At 44.5% G+C, this 19,145-nt stretch carries 16 protein-coding genes; 3 read left to right on the top strand and 13 right to left on the bottom strand.

What is annotated here, in order from left to right:
- Positions 1-43 precede the first annotated feature (43 nt).
- From ACTS60_RS21870 to lrp, 7 genes are all read right to left on the bottom strand, one after another.
- Complete coding sequence (locus ACTS60_RS21870) at positions 44-484, bottom strand: hypothetical protein (protein WP_409576153.1); 441 nt, start codon at positions 482-484, stop codon at positions 44-46.
- Positions 478-1,209 carry an ATPase gene (locus ACTS60_RS21865; protein WP_440889962.1) on the bottom strand — a complete coding sequence of 244 codons (732 nt, stop codon included), beginning with the start codon at positions 1,207-1,209 and terminating at the stop codon, positions 478-480. The genes ACTS60_RS21870 and ACTS60_RS21865 overlap by 7 nt, the downstream gene beginning before the upstream one ends.
- Before the next feature lie 206 nt (positions 1,210-1,415).
- Positions 1,416-2,723, bottom strand: a complete 1,308-nt coding sequence (serS, locus tag ACTS60_RS21860; RefSeq protein ID WP_010449217.1) for a serine--tRNA ligase — start codon at positions 2,721-2,723, stop codon at positions 1,416-1,418.
- 91 nt (positions 2,724-2,814) lie between these two features.
- Positions 2,815-4,170: a replication-associated recombination protein A gene (locus tag ACTS60_RS21855; RefSeq protein ID WP_440889961.1), complete on the bottom strand. Its 1,356-nt coding sequence runs from the start codon at positions 4,168-4,170 to the stop codon at positions 2,815-2,817.
- Positions 4,171-4,797, bottom strand: coding sequence for an outer membrane lipoprotein chaperone LolA (lolA, locus tag ACTS60_RS21850; RefSeq protein ID WP_440889960.1), 627 nt, complete (start codon positions 4,795-4,797; stop codon positions 4,171-4,173).
- A gap of 74 nt (positions 4,798-4,871) precedes the next feature.
- The gene (locus tag ACTS60_RS21845; RefSeq protein WP_440889959.1) at positions 4,872-8,063 is read right to left on the bottom strand and encodes a DNA translocase FtsK 4TM domain-containing protein; all 3,192 of its coding nucleotides are present in this window, start codon (positions 8,061-8,063) and stop codon (positions 4,872-4,874) included.
- A 150-nt stretch (positions 8,064-8,213) separates the two neighbouring features.
- Complete coding sequence (gene lrp / locus ACTS60_RS21840; RefSeq protein ID WP_038882782.1) at positions 8,214-8,708, bottom strand: leucine-responsive transcriptional regulator Lrp; 495 nt, start codon at positions 8,706-8,708, stop codon at positions 8,214-8,216.
- Positions 8,709-8,864: 156 nt separating this feature from the next.
- Between lrp and ald the strand changes: the two genes are divergently transcribed.
- Positions 8,865-9,989: an alanine dehydrogenase gene (gene ald, locus ACTS60_RS21835; protein WP_440889958.1), complete on the top strand. Its 1,125-nt coding sequence runs from the start codon at positions 8,865-8,867 to the stop codon at positions 9,987-9,989.
- A 93-nt stretch (positions 9,990-10,082) separates the two neighbouring features.
- Here the strand turns inward: ald and ACTS60_RS21830 are convergent, their stop codons facing one another.
- Together ACTS60_RS21830 and cysB are read right to left on the bottom strand one after the other, a co-directional pair.
- Entirely contained in the window at positions 10,083-11,279 is a 1,197-nt protein-coding gene (locus ACTS60_RS21830; RefSeq protein ID WP_440889957.1) for a methyltransferase, read from the bottom strand.
- Between the two features lie 53 nt (positions 11,280-11,332).
- Complete coding sequence (gene cysB, locus ACTS60_RS21825; RefSeq protein WP_440889956.1) at positions 11,333-12,307, bottom strand: HTH-type transcriptional regulator CysB; 975 nt, start codon at positions 12,305-12,307, stop codon at positions 11,333-11,335.
- 536 nt (positions 12,308-12,843) lie between these two features.
- Here cysB and ACTS60_RS21820 point away from each other — a divergent pair.
- The gene (locus ACTS60_RS21820) at positions 12,844-13,608 is read left to right on the top strand and encodes a DNA repair protein (RefSeq protein ID WP_440889955.1); all 765 of its coding nucleotides are present in this window, start codon (positions 12,844-12,846) and stop codon (positions 13,606-13,608) included.
- 124 nt (positions 13,609-13,732) lie between these two features.
- A complete protein-coding gene (gene miaE / locus ACTS60_RS21815; RefSeq protein ID WP_440890154.1) occupies positions 13,733-14,515 on the top strand; it encodes a tRNA isopentenyl-2-thiomethyl-A-37 hydroxylase MiaE in 783 nt (260 codons plus the stop codon).
- A gap of 44 nt (positions 14,516-14,559) precedes the next feature.
- Here miaE and ACTS60_RS21810 read toward each other — a convergent pair whose 3' ends face one another.
- From ACTS60_RS21810 to ACTS60_RS21795, 4 genes are all read right to left on the bottom strand, one after another.
- The gene (locus tag ACTS60_RS21810; RefSeq protein ID WP_440889954.1) at positions 14,560-16,398 is read right to left on the bottom strand and encodes an extracellular solute-binding protein; all 1,839 of its coding nucleotides are present in this window, start codon (positions 16,396-16,398) and stop codon (positions 14,560-14,562) included.
- Between the two features lie 414 nt (positions 16,399-16,812).
- On the bottom strand, positions 16,813-17,514 hold the full coding sequence (gene pyrF / locus ACTS60_RS21805; RefSeq protein WP_440889953.1) for an orotidine-5'-phosphate decarboxylase: 702 nt from the start codon (positions 17,512-17,514) through the stop codon (positions 16,813-16,815).
- Positions 17,515-17,598: 84 nt separating this feature from the next.
- Positions 17,599-18,774, bottom strand: a complete 1,176-nt coding sequence (gene lapB, locus ACTS60_RS21800; protein ID WP_010449237.1) for a lipopolysaccharide assembly protein LapB — start codon at positions 18,772-18,774, stop codon at positions 17,599-17,601.
- An 18-nt stretch (positions 18,775-18,792) separates the two neighbouring features.
- Positions 18,793-19,086, bottom strand: a complete 294-nt coding sequence (locus ACTS60_RS21795; protein WP_411064151.1) for a lipopolysaccharide assembly protein LapA domain-containing protein — start codon at positions 19,084-19,086, stop codon at positions 18,793-18,795.
- Between the last annotated feature and the right edge of the window lie 59 nt (positions 19,087-19,145).

Genomic DNA, 19,145 nt, shown 5'->3' with positions numbered 1-19,145 from the left:
AGAAAACACTATTACGTATTGGTAATAATTGTTATATCATCGGTTAATCGCTACTCTCTTGAAAAAGCAATGCAAGGTTACTCATACTCCCTTCCTCACACTCATAATATTGCGTTTGCTCTGGCTCTCTCAAAGTAACACTGAGTATCTTCTCTACCTCATTAAACTCCTCGCTAAAGTACTCACTGACTAATATGAAGCGCTCACCAATACTAAATTCCAGTGACTTCTCATCTACCAACGCTCGATGGTAATGTTCGACACGATAATCTTGAGGTTTTATCCGCTGAAAAACTGGGCTTTGATTCACAATGGACTTATTAAAGAGAAGCTCGCCTTTGCCTTGTTCTATCGAAATACTAAAGTTCATAGTTTGGTTTACTGAACATTCAAAGACTTTTCTAGGCGAGGTATCAGCGACAGCAAACGTACTCACCATGGCAACACCTAAAAAACAAATAACCACCAATCGTTTCATTACCATTCAGCCAACACAGTAAATAGCGCTTGCTCAGACATGCGAGTTAATACATAGCCGTGTGAAGAAGAATACGAGCCACTGAGTACACTATTCTCTTTCTCAATAACGATATCCTCGATTCCGTCAGCGTTGTAATCCCCTTTTGCCACAATCGTAATGACTTGAAAACCATCGGTCGCGTCGAAGTACTCTGCTCTCACTGGACTGGCGACCTGAGTTCTTTGGATACGATCCGCTTCATCCCACGTTGATAGTGTTTTTGCTTTCTCAGCGCTTTCGTTAGAAATAACAAAAGCAAGCGTACTTGGGGCTAAACTAGGAAAGCTATTATCTAACTTAAATTTCGATATATATGAGCGCTTAGAGGCCGCTAACTTTGCCATCTCACTCCATGTTTGGCACTGCGTTAAATACGCCTTAAACGCACCGTATTCATAAGCTTTAGCCGCAGTAAAACCCGCCGAGCTTGCATTAGCTAAGTCTTGGCAATTAGATACCAATTTTTCTTTGTCAGGCGCACGTCTCAATTCAAGTTCATAGCCCCAATCGAGCGAGTTACGAAGTTGCATATTTTCTTTGGAAGGTTTCGCGACTTCACGTGCGAAAAAGCGGTTGGTTCGCTCACTATCTAAGTATTGAGGCTGGATAAGTTCGCTTGCGACAACCCTACCGAAAACGAGCAAGGTAAGCGCAAAAATAACACGTAATAAAAGATGATTTACTGGCATAACATTTCACAACAAAGACAGATGAGGGCGTTAGCTTGTCACGTGAAAAACCGCTAAGAAAAATATCATTTATCTCGTACTACCAGATTCTGGGCGAGCTCGTCACTAATGCGTGTGCTAATTACATAACAACGTATTTTCACTCGACGCAGATAACAAAAAACCCAGCACTAAGGCTGGGTTTGGGTGTTCTAGTGGTTAATGCATTAACCGATGTGCGTTGCGCCCGCCATGTACTTCTGAAGTACTGTAGGGATTGCAATGCGGCCGTCTGCTTCTTGGTTGTTTTCTAGGATAGCAACCATGGTACGACCTACCGCTAGACCAGAACCGTTTAGCGTGTGCACAAGTTCAGGTTTCTTCTCGCCTTTACGACGGAAACGCGCTTGCATACGACGAGCTTGGAAGTCCCACATGTTAGAACATGAAGAGATTTCACGGTAAGTTTCTTGAGCAGGAACCCAAACTTCTAAGTCGTAAGTTTTACGAGCGCCGAAGCCCATGTCACCTGTACAAAGAACCACTTTACGGTAAGGAAGCTCTAGAAGTTGTAGAACTTTCTCAGCGTGACCTGTTAGCTCTTCTAGCGCGTTCATTGAATCTTCTGGCTTAGTGATTTGTACTAGCTCAACTTTGTCGAACTGGTGCATACGAATCAGACCACGAGTATCACGACCATAAGAACCTGCTTCTGAACGGAAACATGGCGTGTGAGCTGTCATCTTAAGCGGTAGATCCGCTTCGTCAGAAATTGTGTCACGAACTAGGTTCGTTACCGGTACTTCTGCCGTAGGGATTAGAGACAGTTTACGTGGCTCTTCGTCGTTTACTTTTTCTACTAGCGGCTCAGTGTGGAAAAGATCTTTACCGAACTTAGGAAGCTGACCAGTGCCAAATAGGCTGTCAGAGTTTACTAGGTAAGGTACGTACATTTCTGTATAGCCGTGCTCTTCAGTGTGAAGATCCAGCATGAACTGAGCGATTGCACGGTGTAGACGAGCAAATTGGCCTTTCATCACGATGAAACGCGCGCCAGTGATCTTAACTGCGCTTGCGAAATCTAGACCGTCACCCATTTCGCCTAGGTCAACGTGGTCTTTCAGTTCGAAGTCGTAAGTCTTTGGCTCACCCCAACGTGAGATTTCTACGTTGTCGTTCTCGTCTTTGCCATCTGGCACTTCATCCGCTGGGATGTTTGGAACAGAAAGCGTGAATTCGTCTAGTTGAGCCATTACTTGCTCAAGTTCAACTTTCTTCGCATCAAGATCGCTACCTAGAGTACCGATTTGTTTCTTGATCTCTTCTGCACCTTCTTTGTCGCCAGCTGCCATTTTTTGGCCGATTTGCTTGGAGATGGAGTTACGCGTGGATTGTAAATTTTCTACTTCTACTTGAATGGACTTACGTTGTTCTTCAAGTTTACGAATAGTATCTACGTCTAGCTTAAAGCCACGACGCGCCAGTTTAGCAGCTGTTTCATCCAGCTCTGTACGAAGTAATTTAGAATCCAGCATTGTTAATCCTATGCTTTGTGTTGTGAAATCACGCGCACTTTCCAAGCGTACGCGTTAAAAAAATTTACTGAACAAATGTATCCAAAAACGCCTACTTTTCATAGCGCTTTTGTGGGCTATTTGCGTCTAAAGTAGCCAAGTAATCTAACTTTTCGCCGATTTTGGTCTCTAGACCACGGTTTGTAGGCTGATAGTACCTACGATCGCCCATTTCAGGTGGCAAATATTGCTCACCCGCGGCGTAAGCGCCAGGCTCATCGTGAGCATAACGATACTCTGCACCGTAACCCATGTCTTTCATCAAACTGGTAGGTGCATTTCGAAGGTGATGCGGCACTTCATATTCAGGTAAGTTATGAGCATCAGTCAGCGCTTGTTTCCATGCTACGTACACCGCATTACTTTTTGGCGCGCATGCTAAATACACAATTGCCTGTGCTATCGCACGTTCACCTTCTGCCGGACCAACACGGGTGAAGCAATCCCAAGCGGACAGTGCTACTTGCATTGCACGTGGATCCGCGTTACCCACATCTTCAGAAGCAATCGCCAGCAATCGACGGGCAATATACAAAGGATCACAACCTGCTGCGATCATACGTGCAGCCCAGTAAAGTGCGGCATCAGGGTTTGAGCCACGAATCGACTTGTGTACCGCAGAGATTAAGTCGTACCAGATATCGCCTTTGTTATCGAAGCGAGAGACCTTCTCGCCTGCTACTTCAGCAAGCAGCCTCAAGGTTATCTCTTTTTCGCCTTGCTCGTTGTCCTCTGCCATATCGTAAAGCAGCTCAAGATAGTTGAGCGACATGCGAGCATCACCGTTTACCAGTTCCGCTAGGCGATCTAATACGTTATCAGCGAAGTGTGCGGGTGTATTTCCCAAGCCACGCTCTTTGTCACTGATCGCTTGATTCAGCGCCAATGAAATTTCATCTTTGTCGAGAGACGTTAGCTTGTACACACGTGCACGTGACAGTAGTGCGTTGTTTAACTCAAACGATGGGTTTTCTGTCGTCGCACCAATAAAGGTAACGGTGCCATCTTCAATATGCGGTAAAAACGCGTCTTGTTGAGATTTGTTGAAGCGATGCACCTCGTCCACAAATAAGATGGTGCGGCGACCGGCCATTTTGTTCTCACGCGCTTTCTCAATAGCAGCTCGGATTTCCTTCACGCCAGATGTTACCGCAGAGACACGTTCAACTTCAGCGTTGGCGTAGTTTGCTGCCACTTCCGCTAACGTTGTCTTACCAGTGCCTGGTGGTCCCCAAAGAATCATCGAGTGAATATGACCCGCCTCCAGCGCGCGGCGTAGTGGCTTACCGGGACCTAAAATATGCTGCTGACCGATGTATTGTTCGATCGTTTCTGGTCTCATACGAGCAGCAAGGGGACGAAAATCTTCGTCCCCCGAGAAATCTAATGTGTAATTGCTCACTGCCAATTAATTCCTTTGGTCATCCACTTCCACGCCATCTGGAATTGTGAATGTGAATCTATCTGCCTTAGGTTTACCAAGCTTCACGTTGTTAAAGGTAAACAAGCCTTTCTGACCGTCTTGCTCAACCACATTAAAGCCTTTCACCACACCTTTAGCATCAATATTAATCTGGAATTGGCCTTGTGTGGAGTCTACCGCAGTAGGAATAAGAGTGAACTGATCACCTTTTTGAGAGATCTGGTAGTTATCCCAATCACTTGCGCGGTTCCGCGTTAACAAAACAAATGGTGTCTGCTCGGTTGCTTGCTCTTGCCAGTAGATACTCACTTGTTCAATGAACGGGCTGTAGTACCAAAGTGTCTTACCATCAGAAACCAACAAGTTCTCATCAGGGAATGTTGTGCTCCAACGGAACAGACTTGGACGAGCGATCTCAACCGTGCCTTCTCCTTCCATTACCGTTTCACCCTCAGGGCTGATCACTTGCTGAGAGAAGTCCGCACTAAAGCCATCATTCATAGAAAGGCGTTTGTTTAGTTCATCTTTAGGAGACGCTGCATGTGCAGTAGAGAAGAGAGAAAAGCTTAAAACAAGCGCAGAGAAAAGTTTCGCTGAAAATAGTTTTTTCATTCAAATACCTATCAGAGGGTCAAAGACCTAAAATTACTCACCTCAGTTTGACTGAGGTGAGTAACACAAGTTCATTAATCTTTTGGTGGTGCAGGAGCCAGTACTTCACGGTTACCGTTGTGGCCCGGAGCACTCACGATGCCTTGCGCTTCAAGCTGCTCAACGATTCGAGCTGCTCGGTTGTAACCGATCTTGAATCGACGCTGTACGCCAGAAACCGAACCACGTCGCGACTGAACCACGTGCTCTACCACTTGGTCAAACAATGGATCGACTTCTTCATCCGAGTCCATCTGCTCGCCTGGAAGTAAGCTTTCTGGGCCTTGGTCGCCACTGATGATTTCATCGATGTAGTTTGGTTTACCACGCGCTTTCCAGTTGTTCACAACAGCATGAACATCATCATCTGATGCAAACGCACCATGAACGCGGGTCGTATGGCTTGAGCCCGGAGGAAGGTAAAGCATGTCACCCATACCTAGAAGCGATTCAGCACCACCTTGGTCAAGGATAGTTCGTGAGTCCGTCTTAGTTGATACCGTGAACGCCACACGTGTTGGAATGTTCGCTTTAATTAGGCCGGTGATAACGTCAACCGATGGACGCTGCGTCGCGAGGATCAAGTGAATACCTGCCGCACGCGCTTTTTGCGCCAAGCGAGCAATCAGTTCTTCAACCTTCTTACCAACGACCATCATTAGGTCGGCAAATTCATCGACAACCACAACAATGTACGGCAATTTCTCTAGCAATGGCGGCTCAGTGTCCATGCTGTCGCCTTCCTGCCAGAATGGATCGTGAATTGGATGCCCTGCTTCTGCTGCCATCTTCAGCTTCTCGTTGAAGCCTTTCACGTTACGTACACCCAATGCCGACATCAGTTTGTAACGACGTTCCATCTCGCCCACACACCAACGTAGTGCGTTAGACGCGTCTTTCATGTCCGTTACAACTTCTGAAAGAAGATGAGGAATACCTTCGTAAATAGAAAGCTCCAACATTTTCGGGTCGATCATGATGAAACGCAGATCTTCTGGCGATGCTTTGTAAAGCATACTCAAGATCATCACGTTCACACCTACTGACTTACCAGAACCGGTTGTACCCGCTACTAACACGTGAGGCATTTTCGCAATGTCAGCAATAACCGCTTCACCAGCGATATCTTGACCAAGAACTACCGTTGTCGGTGAGGTTGCTTGTTCAAATTGAGGGCTGTTGATTACATCAGATAGGAACACCGTTTGGCGGCTCATGTTAGGCAACTCTAGACCCACATACGGTTTGCCAGGAATCACTTCAACAACACGAACTGCCATTGCTGACAATGCACGAGCCAAGTCCATTGACAGACCAGAGATTCGGCTTACTTTTACGCCCGGAGCCAAATCAAGTTCGAATCGAGTAATAACAGGACCTGGGTAAATGCCTACTACGTCCGCTTTGATCTTGTAATCTGCAAGTTTAGTTTCAACCAGACGAGCCACCTCTTCCAAAGCATCACGATCAATAAAGTTGTCGCGCTTCTCTGGGTGATAAAGCAGCTCTAATGTTGGTAGTGGCTCTGCTGGTACTGGCAAGTTTTGCTCTTGCTGTACCAAGAATGGGTTTTGCTGAGCAACCACTTTCGCCTGAGCGCTCGATACCATATTTTGGAACGCGGCCACATCTTGATCGCCTTCTTGAACTTCTTCTACCTCAACCTCTTGAGGTACAGGTTCAAACGTAGCTGAAGGTTCTGGCGATGCCGATTGTGGTTGAGACGCAACGTGTTGCTGCACAGGTTGCTCTTGAACAGCCTGCATAGTCACTTGTGGCTGAACAGCGGCTTGTTGCGGCTCCATATGAGTTGGTTGAGCCTGCTGCTCTTGGTACTCATCTTCTTCATCCAAAACATCGAGGTTCGAAATCGTTGGTTCGATGTGATGGTTTAGCTCAGTTTGGTCAACGATGCTATCCAGCGCTACTGTGTTAATGACAGGCTCCTCGTGTTGAGGCTGCTCTGTGTTTTCATGCTCAAACGATGCGTGAGTTGGAGGCTGTTCTTGCTGAGTTTGCTCTGCTGCAAACTGAGCGTATTCCTCATAGCTTGGCTCGTTATCGTACTGTTCTGATACAGCCGGTTCAGGCTGAACAAAGGGTTCTTGCGGTGTTCCTTGTTGATGAATAGCTTGTTGATGAACAGCTTGCTGCAGAACTGAATCTTGAGAAACAGGTTGTGAGACTTCAGGCTGAGTAACAACGGTATCAATAACTGGCTGTTGAACTTGTGCCACTTCGTCAGCCCAGTCGTCGGCTTGTTGCGCCGCCGCTTCTAACTCTTCAATGGTGACATTTAGCTGCTTAGTTCGCTCAACTTCTGGATCAACATTATCCGTGCTGACCATTACCGCCGGCGTAGCAGGAGTTGGTGCCTCTTCTGACGGTTGAGACGGTTTTGCTACCGATTGAGGCATGTAGATTGGATATTCATGTACAGGCTCTGGCTCTTTACTGTCATCAATATCATAAGCAGTAAGATGCGGAAGTACTTCGTCCTCAGTCTCTTGTTCATTGCGGCGTTGAGGTACACTATCAGCAACAACTTCATCTAGCTGAGGCTCGATAGTTTCTTTTTCTGTTCCGCGCACTTTGTTCAAAATAGCAGAAAGTAAACTTAGAGACTTATCTCCAAGCCATTCAACTATCGAAAGCCATGAAATACCAGTAAACAAGGTAAAACCAGCACCCCATAAGAACAATAGAACCAGAGTGGTACCTAACACATTCAGAGTGGGCAGCGATAAGCTTGTCAGAACATCACCGACCACACCACCTGATGAAAAGTACCAAATATCATCGAAGTTAATATCCGCAAGGCCGCTACTGGTTAAGATCAAGATAACCAAACCAAGCAGGCGGGTTCCCCATAACATTAAATCTATAGGGTCATCCTCGCCGCGTTTACGAAAAGCAATCCACGCGCCAATGATCAATAGAAAAGGAATAGGGTAAGCGAGGGATCCAAACGTAAAAAATAAGGTATCAGCAAGCCAAGCTCCAAACACACCACCAGCATTATTAATCTCCCCTCCCCAAGCCGTTTGTGACCATGAAGGATCGGCAGGACTAAAAGTAAATAGTGCTACAGCGAGTAAAACTGAACTGAGAACGCCAACAATCAGGCAGCATTCTTTTAAGCGTTGGAAGCCATTGAGTCGTGAAGACTGAGGCTCTTCACTGGTTTTGATAATAGTTTCGACTTTCTTAGCGTTCTCTTTGAACATAAATCAACTTGAATACGATATGAATAATAAATAAGCAAAACAATCCGAGCGGCAAAAGCCGCTCGGTAAATTGATTTAACCATATCAAAGAGAAAAACCCAATTATTCAATGGTGAAAGCGGAAGCATATACCGCTTTCTTTGCAATAATTTAACGAGTTTTAATCACTAGCTGGTTAGTTTGTTTCACTTCTTCCATAACTACATAGGTACGAGTGTCATTTACGCCAGGAAGACGCAGTAACGTATCGCCTAGTAGTCGACGGTATGCACCCATGTCAGATACACGGGTTTTTAGAAGATAGTCGAAATCACCTGATACTAGATGACACTCTTGAATGTCGTCTAGTTTTTGAACAGCGGCATTAAACTGCTCAAATACATCTGGTGCACCACGGTTTAGAGTGATTTCTACAAATACAAGTAGAGATGCATCTAGATACTGCGGGTTTAGCAACGCAGTGTAACCTGTGATGTAGCCTTGACGCTCCAATCGACGTACACGCTCCAGACATGGAGTCGGAGAAAGTCCTACACGTTTTGAAAGCTCTACGTTTGAAATACGACCGTCTTTCTGCAATTCATTAAGAATGTTGCGGTCGATACGGTCTAGTTCCTTGGACGGCTTTTTATAGTTGTCTGCCATTTTTTATTCCACCTTATTACTTCCTTGCAAAAAAATATACTACAACTTTTTAATATTTAGGGCCAAATTTTGTAAAACAATATCTATACTAGATATTAATTCGACAATAACACCCTACAAACAGTTAATACAACCATTATAGAAAGAGGACACAGGATGATCATTGGCGTACCTAAGGAAATCAAGAACCACGAATACCGTGTGGGCATGATCCCAGCTAGCGTGAGAGAACTCATCTCACATGGTCACCAAGTTTTTGTTGAGACCAATGCAGGTGCCGGCATCGGTTTTTCAGACGATGACTACATCGCTGTAGGCGCATCCATTCTTCCTACTGCTGCTGACGTGTTTGCGAAAGCAGACATGATTGTCAAAGTAAAAGAACCCCAAGCTATCGAGAGAGCAATGCTCCGCGAAGGGCAGATTTTATTTACTTATTTACACCTAGCACCAGATTTTCCACAAACTGATGAGCTAATCAAGAGCAAAGCTGTCTGTATAGCCTATGAGACTGTAACAGATAATATGGGTCGTTTGCCACTATTAGCACCAATGTCAGAAGTTGCTGGTCGTATGTCTATCCAAGCTGGAGCCCAAACTCTAGAAAAATCACACGGGGGTCGTGGTTTACTTCTAGGTGGCGTTCCTGGTGTTGAACCAGCGAAAGTCGTTGTTGTGGGCGGTGGTGTCGTTGGCGCAAACGCAGCTCGTATGGCTGTTGGTCTTCGCGCAGACGTCACAATCCTAGACCGTAACGTAGATACACTACGTAAACTAGACGAGGAATTCCAAGGTCGCGCTAAAGTGGTTTATTCTACAGAAGACGCTATTGAGAAGCATGTTCTAGAAGCAGACTTAGTTATCGGTGCGGTTCTTATCCCTGGTGCAGCAGCGCCTAAACTGGTAACAAAAGAGCACATTGCTAAGATGAAGCCAGGCGCAGCGGTCGTTGACGTAGCAATCGATCAAGGCGGTTGTTTTGAGACTTCTCACGCAACAACACACGCAGACCCAACTTACATCGTTGACGAGGTGGTTCACTACTGCGTTGCAAACATGCCAGGTGCAGTTGCCCGCACTTCAACATTCGCACTGAATAATGCAACGCTTCCATACATCGTGAAGCTAGCAAACAAAGGCTACCGTGAAGCACTCCTAGAAGACAAAGGCTTCCTTGAAGGTCTAAACGTTATCCACGGTAAAGTAACTTGTAAAGAAGTTGCTGAGAGCTTTGACCTAGAATACGTTGAACCAACGCAAGCTATCGCAATGTTTAACTAATGACAAAATAACGCATAAGTTGTCACGTTTTATTTACAAAAGCCCACTCTAAAGTGGGCTTTTTCGTATAGAGCATTTAATTATAAAAAATAACTAAACCTTATAAGCACAAATTAAAATGTTTCTAGGTGTGACTGACTTAGCGCAAAACTCTGCCAATCTAACACGATAACCACGTTCTTCAAGATAAAGTGCTTTGTCCAAAGCAAGCCAAATTTCCAACGGTCGTTGAAACACCAACTGAACCAGACTCAAACGCTCCATTTGCCAAAAGCGTTGCTCGCCTAACTTTTCAAAATAATCGAAGTTGATTTCTTGAGAAAGATCGATGCCCTTCTGGTCCGCCGCCCAGCGACACAAAGCCTCAAAACCATCACTTAATTGCGACTTCCGCACGCTCGGCACTGGCTGATACTCCGACATACCTAAAGCTTGTTTCGTGATCAAATCAAACCCGAGCCTAAAGACCATTTCTTGCTGACGATGGCGACGAACACGTTCACCACCAGTGACGGTCTGCTGTAAAGGGATACGCAATTCTTGCCTAGATAAAGAAAGCGAAGAAGCCCTGCCCTGTTCCGACATTGGCTGATATTGCTCGGACTGAATCAAATGGTAACAGCAAGGCGAAATAGTCATTGCTGCAACACCATTTTCGCTGCCGTACTGCATTAATCGAACATGGAGATCGCCACACGCATGCAGCGCCACTGCGTGTTGCGTTGGCTTAAATACCGCTTTAGCTTGGCAATTGAAAGCATCACCTTGAATAAACGTCATCTTCCAATGGTGTTCATTCGCTGATTGTTGCCCCGAATCACACAGCGCTTGTTGGTATTCGAAACTGGTGACAGGCTGATCGGTTTGCGTGGTCAGAATTCGTCCCAAGTAGCCTTTGCCGGAGCACCACTCTAGCCATTCTTCACCGTGATGATGTTGAATCGCCGCTTCCCCCATCGAGCTAATTTGCTCTAATTTACGACCGGGAATGCCGCTGTCTAATCCGCGAGTAAGTTCTAATCCGTTTAACGCAAGAGGTTCTAAATGAGTAAGTTCAGCGAGACTTTCAAGTTCTGGCAAAAAAGAACTAAGCGCCTTTAAAGCGAGTTCAGGTTCTGCTTTGTATTCTTCGATTTGAGAGGGACTAAGAGACGCTAACCACTGGCACAGCTGAGGATGTTCTGCTTGCCATGATAATGATGTGTGAATGCTGCTTTTAAATGGCTCGAATCGCCACAACGATTGGTTTTCGATTAAACAGTCATTAATAAATTGAAATTGCGTTTTCATAGCTCCCCCTACAACGAGCGCATTGTAGAGGGAATCGAAACAGCAATGAAGTGTTATCTGACCGGAAGTTCGATGTCTTTAAACATCTCTTCAATTTCTGAGTTCGACTTCAGTGAAATCGCTTGTTCAACCACAGGACGCGTTAAGTGCGGTGCAAAACGCTCCATAAAATCGAACATGTAAGAACGTAGGAAGGTACCTCGACGGAAGCCGATGCTTGTAGTACTTGCACCAAATAAGTGGCTTGCATCAATCGCAACCAAATCGCCGTCTTGGTCCTCATCCACCGCCATGCTCGCAATCACACCAACCCCGATACCCATACGAACGTAAGTTTTGATTACGTCTGCATCCGTTGCCGTAAACACAACGCGTGGCGTTAAACCTTCACGGTTAAATGCGGTATCCAGCTCAGAACGACCAGTAAAGCCAAACACGTAAGTCACTAGCGGGTAAGCGGCCAAATCATGAATAGTGACAACGTCTTTCTTCGCCAATGGGTGATCTTTTGGTACCACGATAGAACGATTCCAGTGGTAACAAGGCAGCATGATGGCATCTTGGTAGAGATGAAGCGCTTCCGTTGCAATCGCAAAGTTCGCCGTGCCCTTCGCAATCGCTTCAGACATTTGTGATGGCGTACCTTGGTGCATGTGTAGCGATACTTTCGGGTAACGTGCCGTAAAACCTTTGATCACGTCAGGAAGTGCGTAACGTGCTTGAGTGTGAGTGGTAGAAATGTTCAGCGTGCCCATTTCTGGGTGGGTGTGCTCACCCGCCACCGCTTTAATGCTTTCCACGCGAGCAAGAATCTCTTGAGAAATTCGAATGATTTCCTCGCCTGCCGGCGTCACTTGAGTGAGATGTTTTCCGCTACGCTCAAATATTTGAATACCAAGCTCATCCTCAAGCAAACGAACTTGCTTACTGATGCCAGGCTGGGACGTATATAGGCTTTCCGCCGTCGCAGAAACATTTAAATTATGGTTAACAACCTCAACAATGTACTTCAGTTGCTGCAGTTTCATAGTAATCCCTTACTCAAATGGAAATGAACATTGCACATCGTGTCACCCTGTCGAGCGCATAAGCGCATCAAGCTATTCACTGGCACGATATAATCTTTAGTTATAACGTGTTAACCATTAAATTAACAGATCTTTCTAACTTATACCCATATATACCCAAGTAACCTCGAGATGCTAGGTTCAGCGAGAATGACTTGGTTTGTAGACGCACGGCGATTTAAAGGTCTAGTGGGTCTAAATCAAGAATCGACAACAAAGTATACAAGCCAAGACCCTTACTATTTGCAAAGAGTGCCGCAAGTACATCCTCCAAGTACTACTATTTAAGGCTACAAGGCCGTACAACGGCGCATTCAAGTTTCATAAACCCTTGCGTATAGAACGCTTTATTTGTTCTTTAGGCCGCATTCTTTGTTCAATTCATCATCAAAATGTGCCTAATGCAAAATAATCAAACAAATGGGGTGCCGAGTAAGATAAGATTCATGTATTCTTGAACGCTAGCCATCAAAAAAATATAAGCAGACACAGAAGATATGAATATTGGTTTAATCATTGCCTTAGTTGCCATCTTATTGGTGTTGGTGCTCGGCTATAACATCATGCTGCAGTATAAAGTTAAAGTTGAAACTGCGAGAAGACAGGAGTCTGCTCGATATGTGGCACTCATCGATGGGACTGAAGAACTCATTGGGCATGCGCACCATATTCCTTTTAGTAAAGAGCTTTTAGTGTGTCTTAATAACCGCATTCTCGATGCACTTGAAAGCATGCGAGATCTAGATCCCAAGAATAAACAGCTTGTTCAACGAATCGAAAATATGAAACAACAAATCGAGCAGTTGAAAGCTAATTATAACGGCGGAGAAAGCACAAGCTTCAAACTACCAACAAGTGATAAGCAAGCAATTGTAATGCTTAAATTGGTCAAACGCCTACGTGATACGATCCGTAATGAGCACAACAAAGGTCGCTTAGACACTCAGACGTACGTGACTGAAAATGCGCGCCTAGAAACTATGCAAATCCGCATCAACATCGAAAACGTGATTAAACGTGCAAATGATTCTATTGCTCGTGGTCAGCCAGGCACTGCACTGCAATTGCTTCGTAAAGGCATTGATGCGCTAAGCACAAAAAATGATGCTTACTCTGTTCAAGCTAAGCAAAAACTTGAAGAAATGCTTGGTGACCTAGATAAGAAACGCCAAGATAAGAACGATGCTGAAGTCCAGCAAATTGCCGATAAAGAGCGCGACAACGATATGGAAGCACTCTTCGGTGAAAAGAAAAAGTGGTAAACTCCACAATAGCTTTCCACCCTATTCGATTAAAGGCTGCGTTTGCAGCCTTTTTTACGTCTTGTCGTTTTGAATAGGTAAAGCCGGATAAATAAAATTTGAATGTAAAGTGCTAAAAATTAAAATGATTAATCTCGACGCCTATCAGGACCTTCTTGCTCCAATTAACCAGTTCTTACAATGCAACACACCAGATGAATGGGTTGAGGAAGCAAAAAAGCCAGAAAACCTTCAAACTATTTTGTTGGATCATCTACTGTGTGAGCTTAAGGCTGGCCAGTCAGCGATGTTCTTGATCCGTAAATACGCAGTAGACCAAACTAGTTCCCACACCCTACTCGATTGGTTCAAACCCTACGAAGACTTCGCTTATCGCAAAACGGGCTCACTTGCGACATTGAAGGGTAAAAGTAATATCTCTAAAGCGATCATCGCAAAATCAGATTCACCATATAGCCAAGATCTAATTGATAAGATGGTTTTGCTGATCAAAGAAGAATTGCACCACTTCTATCAAGTATTGGAAATCATGGAGAGCCGTGGGGTGGAATACAAAAACATTCCAGCTAGTCGCTATGCAAAAACACTAATTTCGCACATGAAAACACACGAACCAGAAACTTTGATTGATAAGCTAATCATTGGTGCGTACATCGAAGCTCGCTCTTGTGAACGTTTTGCAAAACTAGCTCCACACATGGATGACGATATCGCAAAATTCTACGTCTCTCTACTACGTTCAGAAGCGCGTCACTATCAAGATTACTTGATACTCGCAGAGCAAATTGCTGGTAAAGATATTAGTGAGCGTGTGGCGTATTTTGGCCAAATCGAAGCGGAACTAATTAGCACTCTAGACGACGACTTTAAGTTTCATAGTGGAGTGCCTAGCTCCAAAGTTGCTTAAAATACAAAGCCCACCTTATGGTGGGCTCTTTATTTTCTGGCCAATTACAGCTTGTATCGCTCATCAATGAAAGTGACTTCTGGGAAGGCTTTCCCCTCTTTCATTGCTTTTTCTGTTTCTTTCTTCGCCGTCTTATCAATCCAGAAGTTACCGACATCCATTGGGTGGAACATCCACTCTGTACTCTTCGTCATACCATCTTTTGGTACTTTAACCCAACGCCAGTGTGCTTCACGCGTGTAAGGAACCATGTATCCAGGAACAATGATATTCGCTTCAGATACATACTTTTGGATCTGGCGTGATAAGTCGTAGCGTTTCTGCTGCTCAAACTCATTGTCATACGCTTCAATCAATTTATCTAGCTCAGGACTGCTGTAATTCGTATGCGCGTTAGTTTGTGGTTTGTTCGCGTTATCAGAGTGCAAGTATTCCCAGTACGCAGGAATCTCACCAGAGCCCATATTCAAGAAGGCTAATTGGTGTTTCTTTTCAAGGATATACTTAAATGCCGATGAACCATCAACAAGGTTCAGTGTGTATTCCAAGCCAGCCAGTTTTGCTTGCTCTTTCAAATAAGCGATACGTGGAGTCCATGAGTTGTAACCATAGGTAATTGCAAAGCTTAAGCGCTGTCCCTTATCGTTAACGCGCACGCCATCAGAACCAACTTCATCAAAACCTGCTTTTTCAAAGTGCTTAATTGCAGCCGCTGCATCAAACTTTGGCGGTGTGTTGTTAGGGTCATCATAGTTACCATGACCAAAGCCAAGACCATGAGGCTTACGTGAGTAGTCTCCACGCATGATGTTTTCAATCATACCGTCATAATCGGTGGCAGCCATAACACCTTTACGTACTTCTAAGTTGTCTAGCATTGGCATTGCAGTATTCATCCATAGGCCACCAGCGCCTTGAGGTGCTTGGTTGAATCCCCAATACTTCTGCACGTAACCATTCTTGTAGACATCGCCGCTTGTTTTGTCATGCCAAAGATTTGGTAATACCATATCAAAGTAATCTAGATTACCTTTTTCAAAGTGCTTCATCGCAATGTCTTGATCACGAATCACTGTGATACGTACTTTATCTACATTGTAACGATTCTTGTAATAACGGTTGTTGTAGCCCCACCAATCGTCACCAACATGCTTGAACGTTACGCTCTTGCCTTTCTTAACTTTATCTAAGTAGTATGGCGCAGCCGTAGGTTCAGCCTTAAAGTTAAACTTACGGACAAAGTTGTCCGGCATACCATCATTATTTTCATCTTTTTCTTTAGCAAAGAAATGCTCTGGACGAGGTTGAAAACCATTACTTGGCATGTTGATCATTACCATCAATGAGTCATGGCTTTGCGCAACGGCGAGATCAACTTTAATGGTATACTCGTCGATCTTTTCGACGCTCAGGATGCTGTTTTTGAAGAAGTCGTTATACCAAGGGTCAATAATGTCTTTAGATGTGTAGTATTTCATCATAAACACGTAATCGTCCGCGGTGATTTTTTCACCATCCGACCATTTCGCTGTGTCATCAAGCTTGAAGTAAACGGTTTTATTGTCATCACCAAACGCCCACTCTTTAGCAAGCTGAGGAATCCATTTACCCGTATTTGGGTGACGCTGAGCCAGTTTTGGAGCACCATCCATAAAGTACTGACGAAGACCAGAGTTAGCATCAGGACCAACACTACGAAGAGTCTGAGGAAAACTCAGCATATAAGTACGCAGCGTCCCACCTCTTACTGCTTCTTCTGAAGCAAATAATGGTTCGTTATTATTTGAAATCCATTCGATATCAGCTGGCAATTCCGTCGCATTAATTTGAAAGCTCGTAGCGACCAAGGTTGCCAGTGCCGTAAGTGGCAGGTTTCTTATCATTGTATTCTTCCTTGTTGTGTTTACGTCGTAAACTAGGAAAAAACAAGTGAACCCCAAAGAAAATGCGGTGAACGCAGTTCAAGAAATCATGAAGGAGATAATACTAAGCAAGTTCCAATCTATTTCAGTATTAAAATCAGAGAGTTTCACTAGGTCATCCTAGACCTTACAACGCAGTGAATGCATCTATTGCATAGTATTCGTTACGTATTTGTAACGCAACCCATCAATAACACATGGTTGCACATTTCCCTCATCACAACCAATTATGTTACTAAAGTGTGATCGTTATAGTTAGAAGCCCTAGCTTCTTCGTGAATATCAAGACTCTAGCCTTTCGACTTTTTGAGGAAAGCAGTAAACAAAAAAGCGAAGTGTTACCACCCCGCCCTCTTAATTCTGTGTTGTTCAAACTTACATGTTTAATAAGCTTGCATTGATTGTAGCTAGTACTGCTGAAGGGTCAGCAGCTTGAGTAATAGGACGACCAATCACTAGGTAATCAGAACCCGCTTGGATTGCATCTACTGGCGTCATGATGCGGCGTTGATCACCTTGCTCTGAGCCTGCTGGACGAATACCCGGAGTCACTAACTTAAACTCTTTGCCAAGTTCATTCTTCAGTAGCGATGATTCTTGCGCAGAACATACTACGCCATCAAGACCTGAATTCTTTGTCAGCGTTGCTAGGCGAATCACTTGCTCTTGAGGCGCAATGTTCAAGCCAATACCTGCCAAATCACTTTGCTCCATGCTTGTAAGCACAGTCACGCCGATCAGCAGTGGACGGTCTTTACCGTAAGGTTCAAGAATCTCACGAGATGCCGTCATCATACGTTCACCACCACTCGCATGAACGTTCACCATCCATACACCTAGCTCAGCCGCAGCGCGAACTGCTTTTGAACACGTATTCGGGATATCGTGAAACTTCAGGTCTAGGAACACAGAGAAACCACGTTTATGAAGCTCACGTACGAAATCAGGACCAAATAGCGTAAACATTTCCTTGCCTACTTTTAGGCGACATGACGCAGGATCAATTCTATCTATGAACGCAAGTGCATCTGCTTGGTTGTCATAATCCAGTGCGACAATAACTTTTTGGTCGATCATTTCATCTCCTAACTAGTTTTGGTTCTTATTAAATAAAAGGTTAAAAAAATGCAGCGGACAGAAACTCTGCCAGCTGCATTAAAATTATTCACCGTCCAATCCTCGGATTGGCTTGATCGTCCCCCATCCTTTACAAGATGGACAATGCCAGTAAAGGGAATGAGTGGAGAAACCACATTTCCTGCATCGGTAATGTGGTTTAACTTTTAACTGTTCACCAACCATTGCTTGAAGCGTCGACAAACTGTCTTTTGCACGGCCATCCTCCGCCTCTGCAATATGGTAGTCGATAAGGCGATAAAAGCCCTTCATGGTAGGATTTTTCAATAACTGTTTAGTCAACAGTTCTTGAGCAGCACCGACACTGTCATGATGAGCAACAAGCTGAGCCAACATTAACTCGGCCGACACGCCCGCTTTTTTACCTATACAGGTACGCAGAAATTCAACCAACTCTTCTTCTTGACCAAGATGATGGTAACACTCCGCAATGGTAGGCAGTACATCACTGACGAAGTCTTTGTCTTGCTCTAGTACACCAGTCAAATACTTAATAGTGTGCTTATAGTCTTCAGACTCTAAATACAGTCGTCCCAGCGAAATACTGGCGCGGACGCATTTCGGATCTTCCGAGAGTGCTTTCTTGAAGTGTTGAATGGCTTTATTGGTATTACCGTCAGCTTGGTCAAGCATGGCAAGCTCACACCAGAAATGGGCGATATTGGCACGAATTCGAGTGCGCTTTTTACCCAGTTTGGAGAGTTGATTGGCATAGAAAATTGCTTTATCCCACTCTCGGGTCTGTTGATAAATGGTGACAAGCTGCTGCAAAGCGCCTTCTTTATGATCGGGTTCTTCAACTAACTGCTCGAATATCTTTTCAGCACGGTCGAGAAAGCCCGAAGCCATATAATCTTTAGCTAGCTGCTGAAGAGCGAGATTTTTCTGATCCAAGGTCAGGCCAGAACGTGAGATGAGATTTTGGTGAATACGAATTGCGCGATCCACCTCACCTCGAGAACGGAAAAGATTACCCAGCGCTAGATGGGTATCTATCGTTTCATTATCGACTTGGAGCAATTCAATAAAGTGATCAACCGCTTTGTCTGACTGGTCAGACAAAAGCAGGTTTAAACCCGTCACGTATTGACGGGATATTTGATGAGATTGCTTCTGCTTGTCTTGCTGAGCGCTGCGATGCCCCATGTACCAGCCATACGCGGCGGCTATCGGCAATAACAAGAAGAGTAGTTCAAGCATTAAAGTTGGGCCTTATCCTTATGCCTGTTTTTCTACTGCAGGTTTTGCAGGTTTCGCTGTTTCTGTCGGCTCGTATTTTTTCAGTTTCTTTTTCAAACGACGAACTTGAAGCTGCGTCTTAAACTGAATGCTAGCAAAGATTAACCATGCCAACGCAAAGCCAGCCACAAATACAACACCTAACAATGTTGAAAGGTGGAAGTCACCTTTTGCAATTAAGTAGTTGAAAGCGACTATCTCTTGGTTTTGAGAACCTAAAGCCAGTGCGATTAAAAAGAGAGCTAGTACAGCGATAATTTTTATAATTTTCATATTACATCACCCTTAGAGGAGTAAGTAGGTAAGATTATGCAGGAAAATGTTTCTTCAGA

Origin of the sequence: Vibrio sp. WZ-1 (assembly GCF_052037695.1) — a bacterium.
Lineage (GTDB): Bacteria > Pseudomonadota > Gammaproteobacteria > Enterobacterales > Vibrionaceae > Vibrio.
This window is presented reverse-complemented; position numbering and strand designations above follow the sequence as displayed.

Bases quoted from the DNA above. Each gene is read 5' to 3' on its own strand.
- ACTS60_RS21870 (WP_409576153.1), bottom strand. From the start codon at position 484: ATGGTAATGAAACGATTGGTGGTTATTTGTTTTTTAGGTGTTGCCATG.
- ACTS60_RS21865 (WP_440889962.1), bottom strand. From the start codon at position 1,209: ATGCCAGTAAATCATCTTTTATTACGTGTTATTTTTGCGCTTACCTTG.
- serS (WP_010449217.1), bottom strand. From the start codon at position 2,723: ATGCTGGATTCTAAATTACTTCGTACAGAGCTGGATGAAACAGCTGCT.
- lolA (WP_440889960.1), bottom strand. From the start codon at position 4,797: ATGAAAAAACTATTTTCAGCGAAACTTTTCTCTGCGCTTGTTTTAAGC.
- ACTS60_RS21845 (WP_440889959.1), bottom strand. From the start codon at position 8,063: ATGTTCAAAGAGAACGCTAAGAAAGTCGAAACTATTATCAAAACCAGT.
- lrp (WP_038882782.1), bottom strand. From the start codon at position 8,708: ATGGCAGACAACTATAAAAAGCCGTCCAAGGAACTAGACCGTATCGAC.
- ald (WP_440889958.1), top strand. From the start codon at position 8,865: ATGATCATTGGCGTACCTAAGGAAATCAAGAACCACGAATACCGTGTG.
- ACTS60_RS21830 (WP_440889957.1), bottom strand. From the start codon at position 11,279: ATGAAAACGCAATTTCAATTTATTAATGACTGTTTAATCGAAAACCAA.
- cysB (WP_440889956.1), bottom strand. From the start codon at position 12,307: ATGAAACTGCAGCAACTGAAGTACATTGTTGAGGTTGTTAACCATAAT.
- ACTS60_RS21820 (WP_440889955.1), top strand. From the start codon at position 12,844: ATGAATATTGGTTTAATCATTGCCTTAGTTGCCATCTTATTGGTGTTG.
- miaE (WP_440890154.1), top strand. From the start codon at position 13,733: ATGATTAATCTCGACGCCTATCAGGACCTTCTTGCTCCAATTAACCAG.
- ACTS60_RS21810 (WP_440889954.1), bottom strand. From the start codon at position 16,398: ATGATAAGAAACCTGCCACTTACGGCACTGGCAACCTTGGTCGCTACG.
- pyrF (WP_440889953.1), bottom strand. From the start codon at position 17,514: ATGATCGACCAAAAAGTTATTGTCGCACTGGATTATGACAACCAAGCA.
- lapB (WP_010449237.1), bottom strand. From the start codon at position 18,774: ATGCTTGAACTACTCTTCTTGTTATTGCCGATAGCCGCCGCGTATGGC.
- ACTS60_RS21795 (WP_411064151.1), bottom strand. From the start codon at position 19,086: ATGAAAATTATAAAAATTATCGCTGTACTAGCTCTCTTTTTAATCGCA.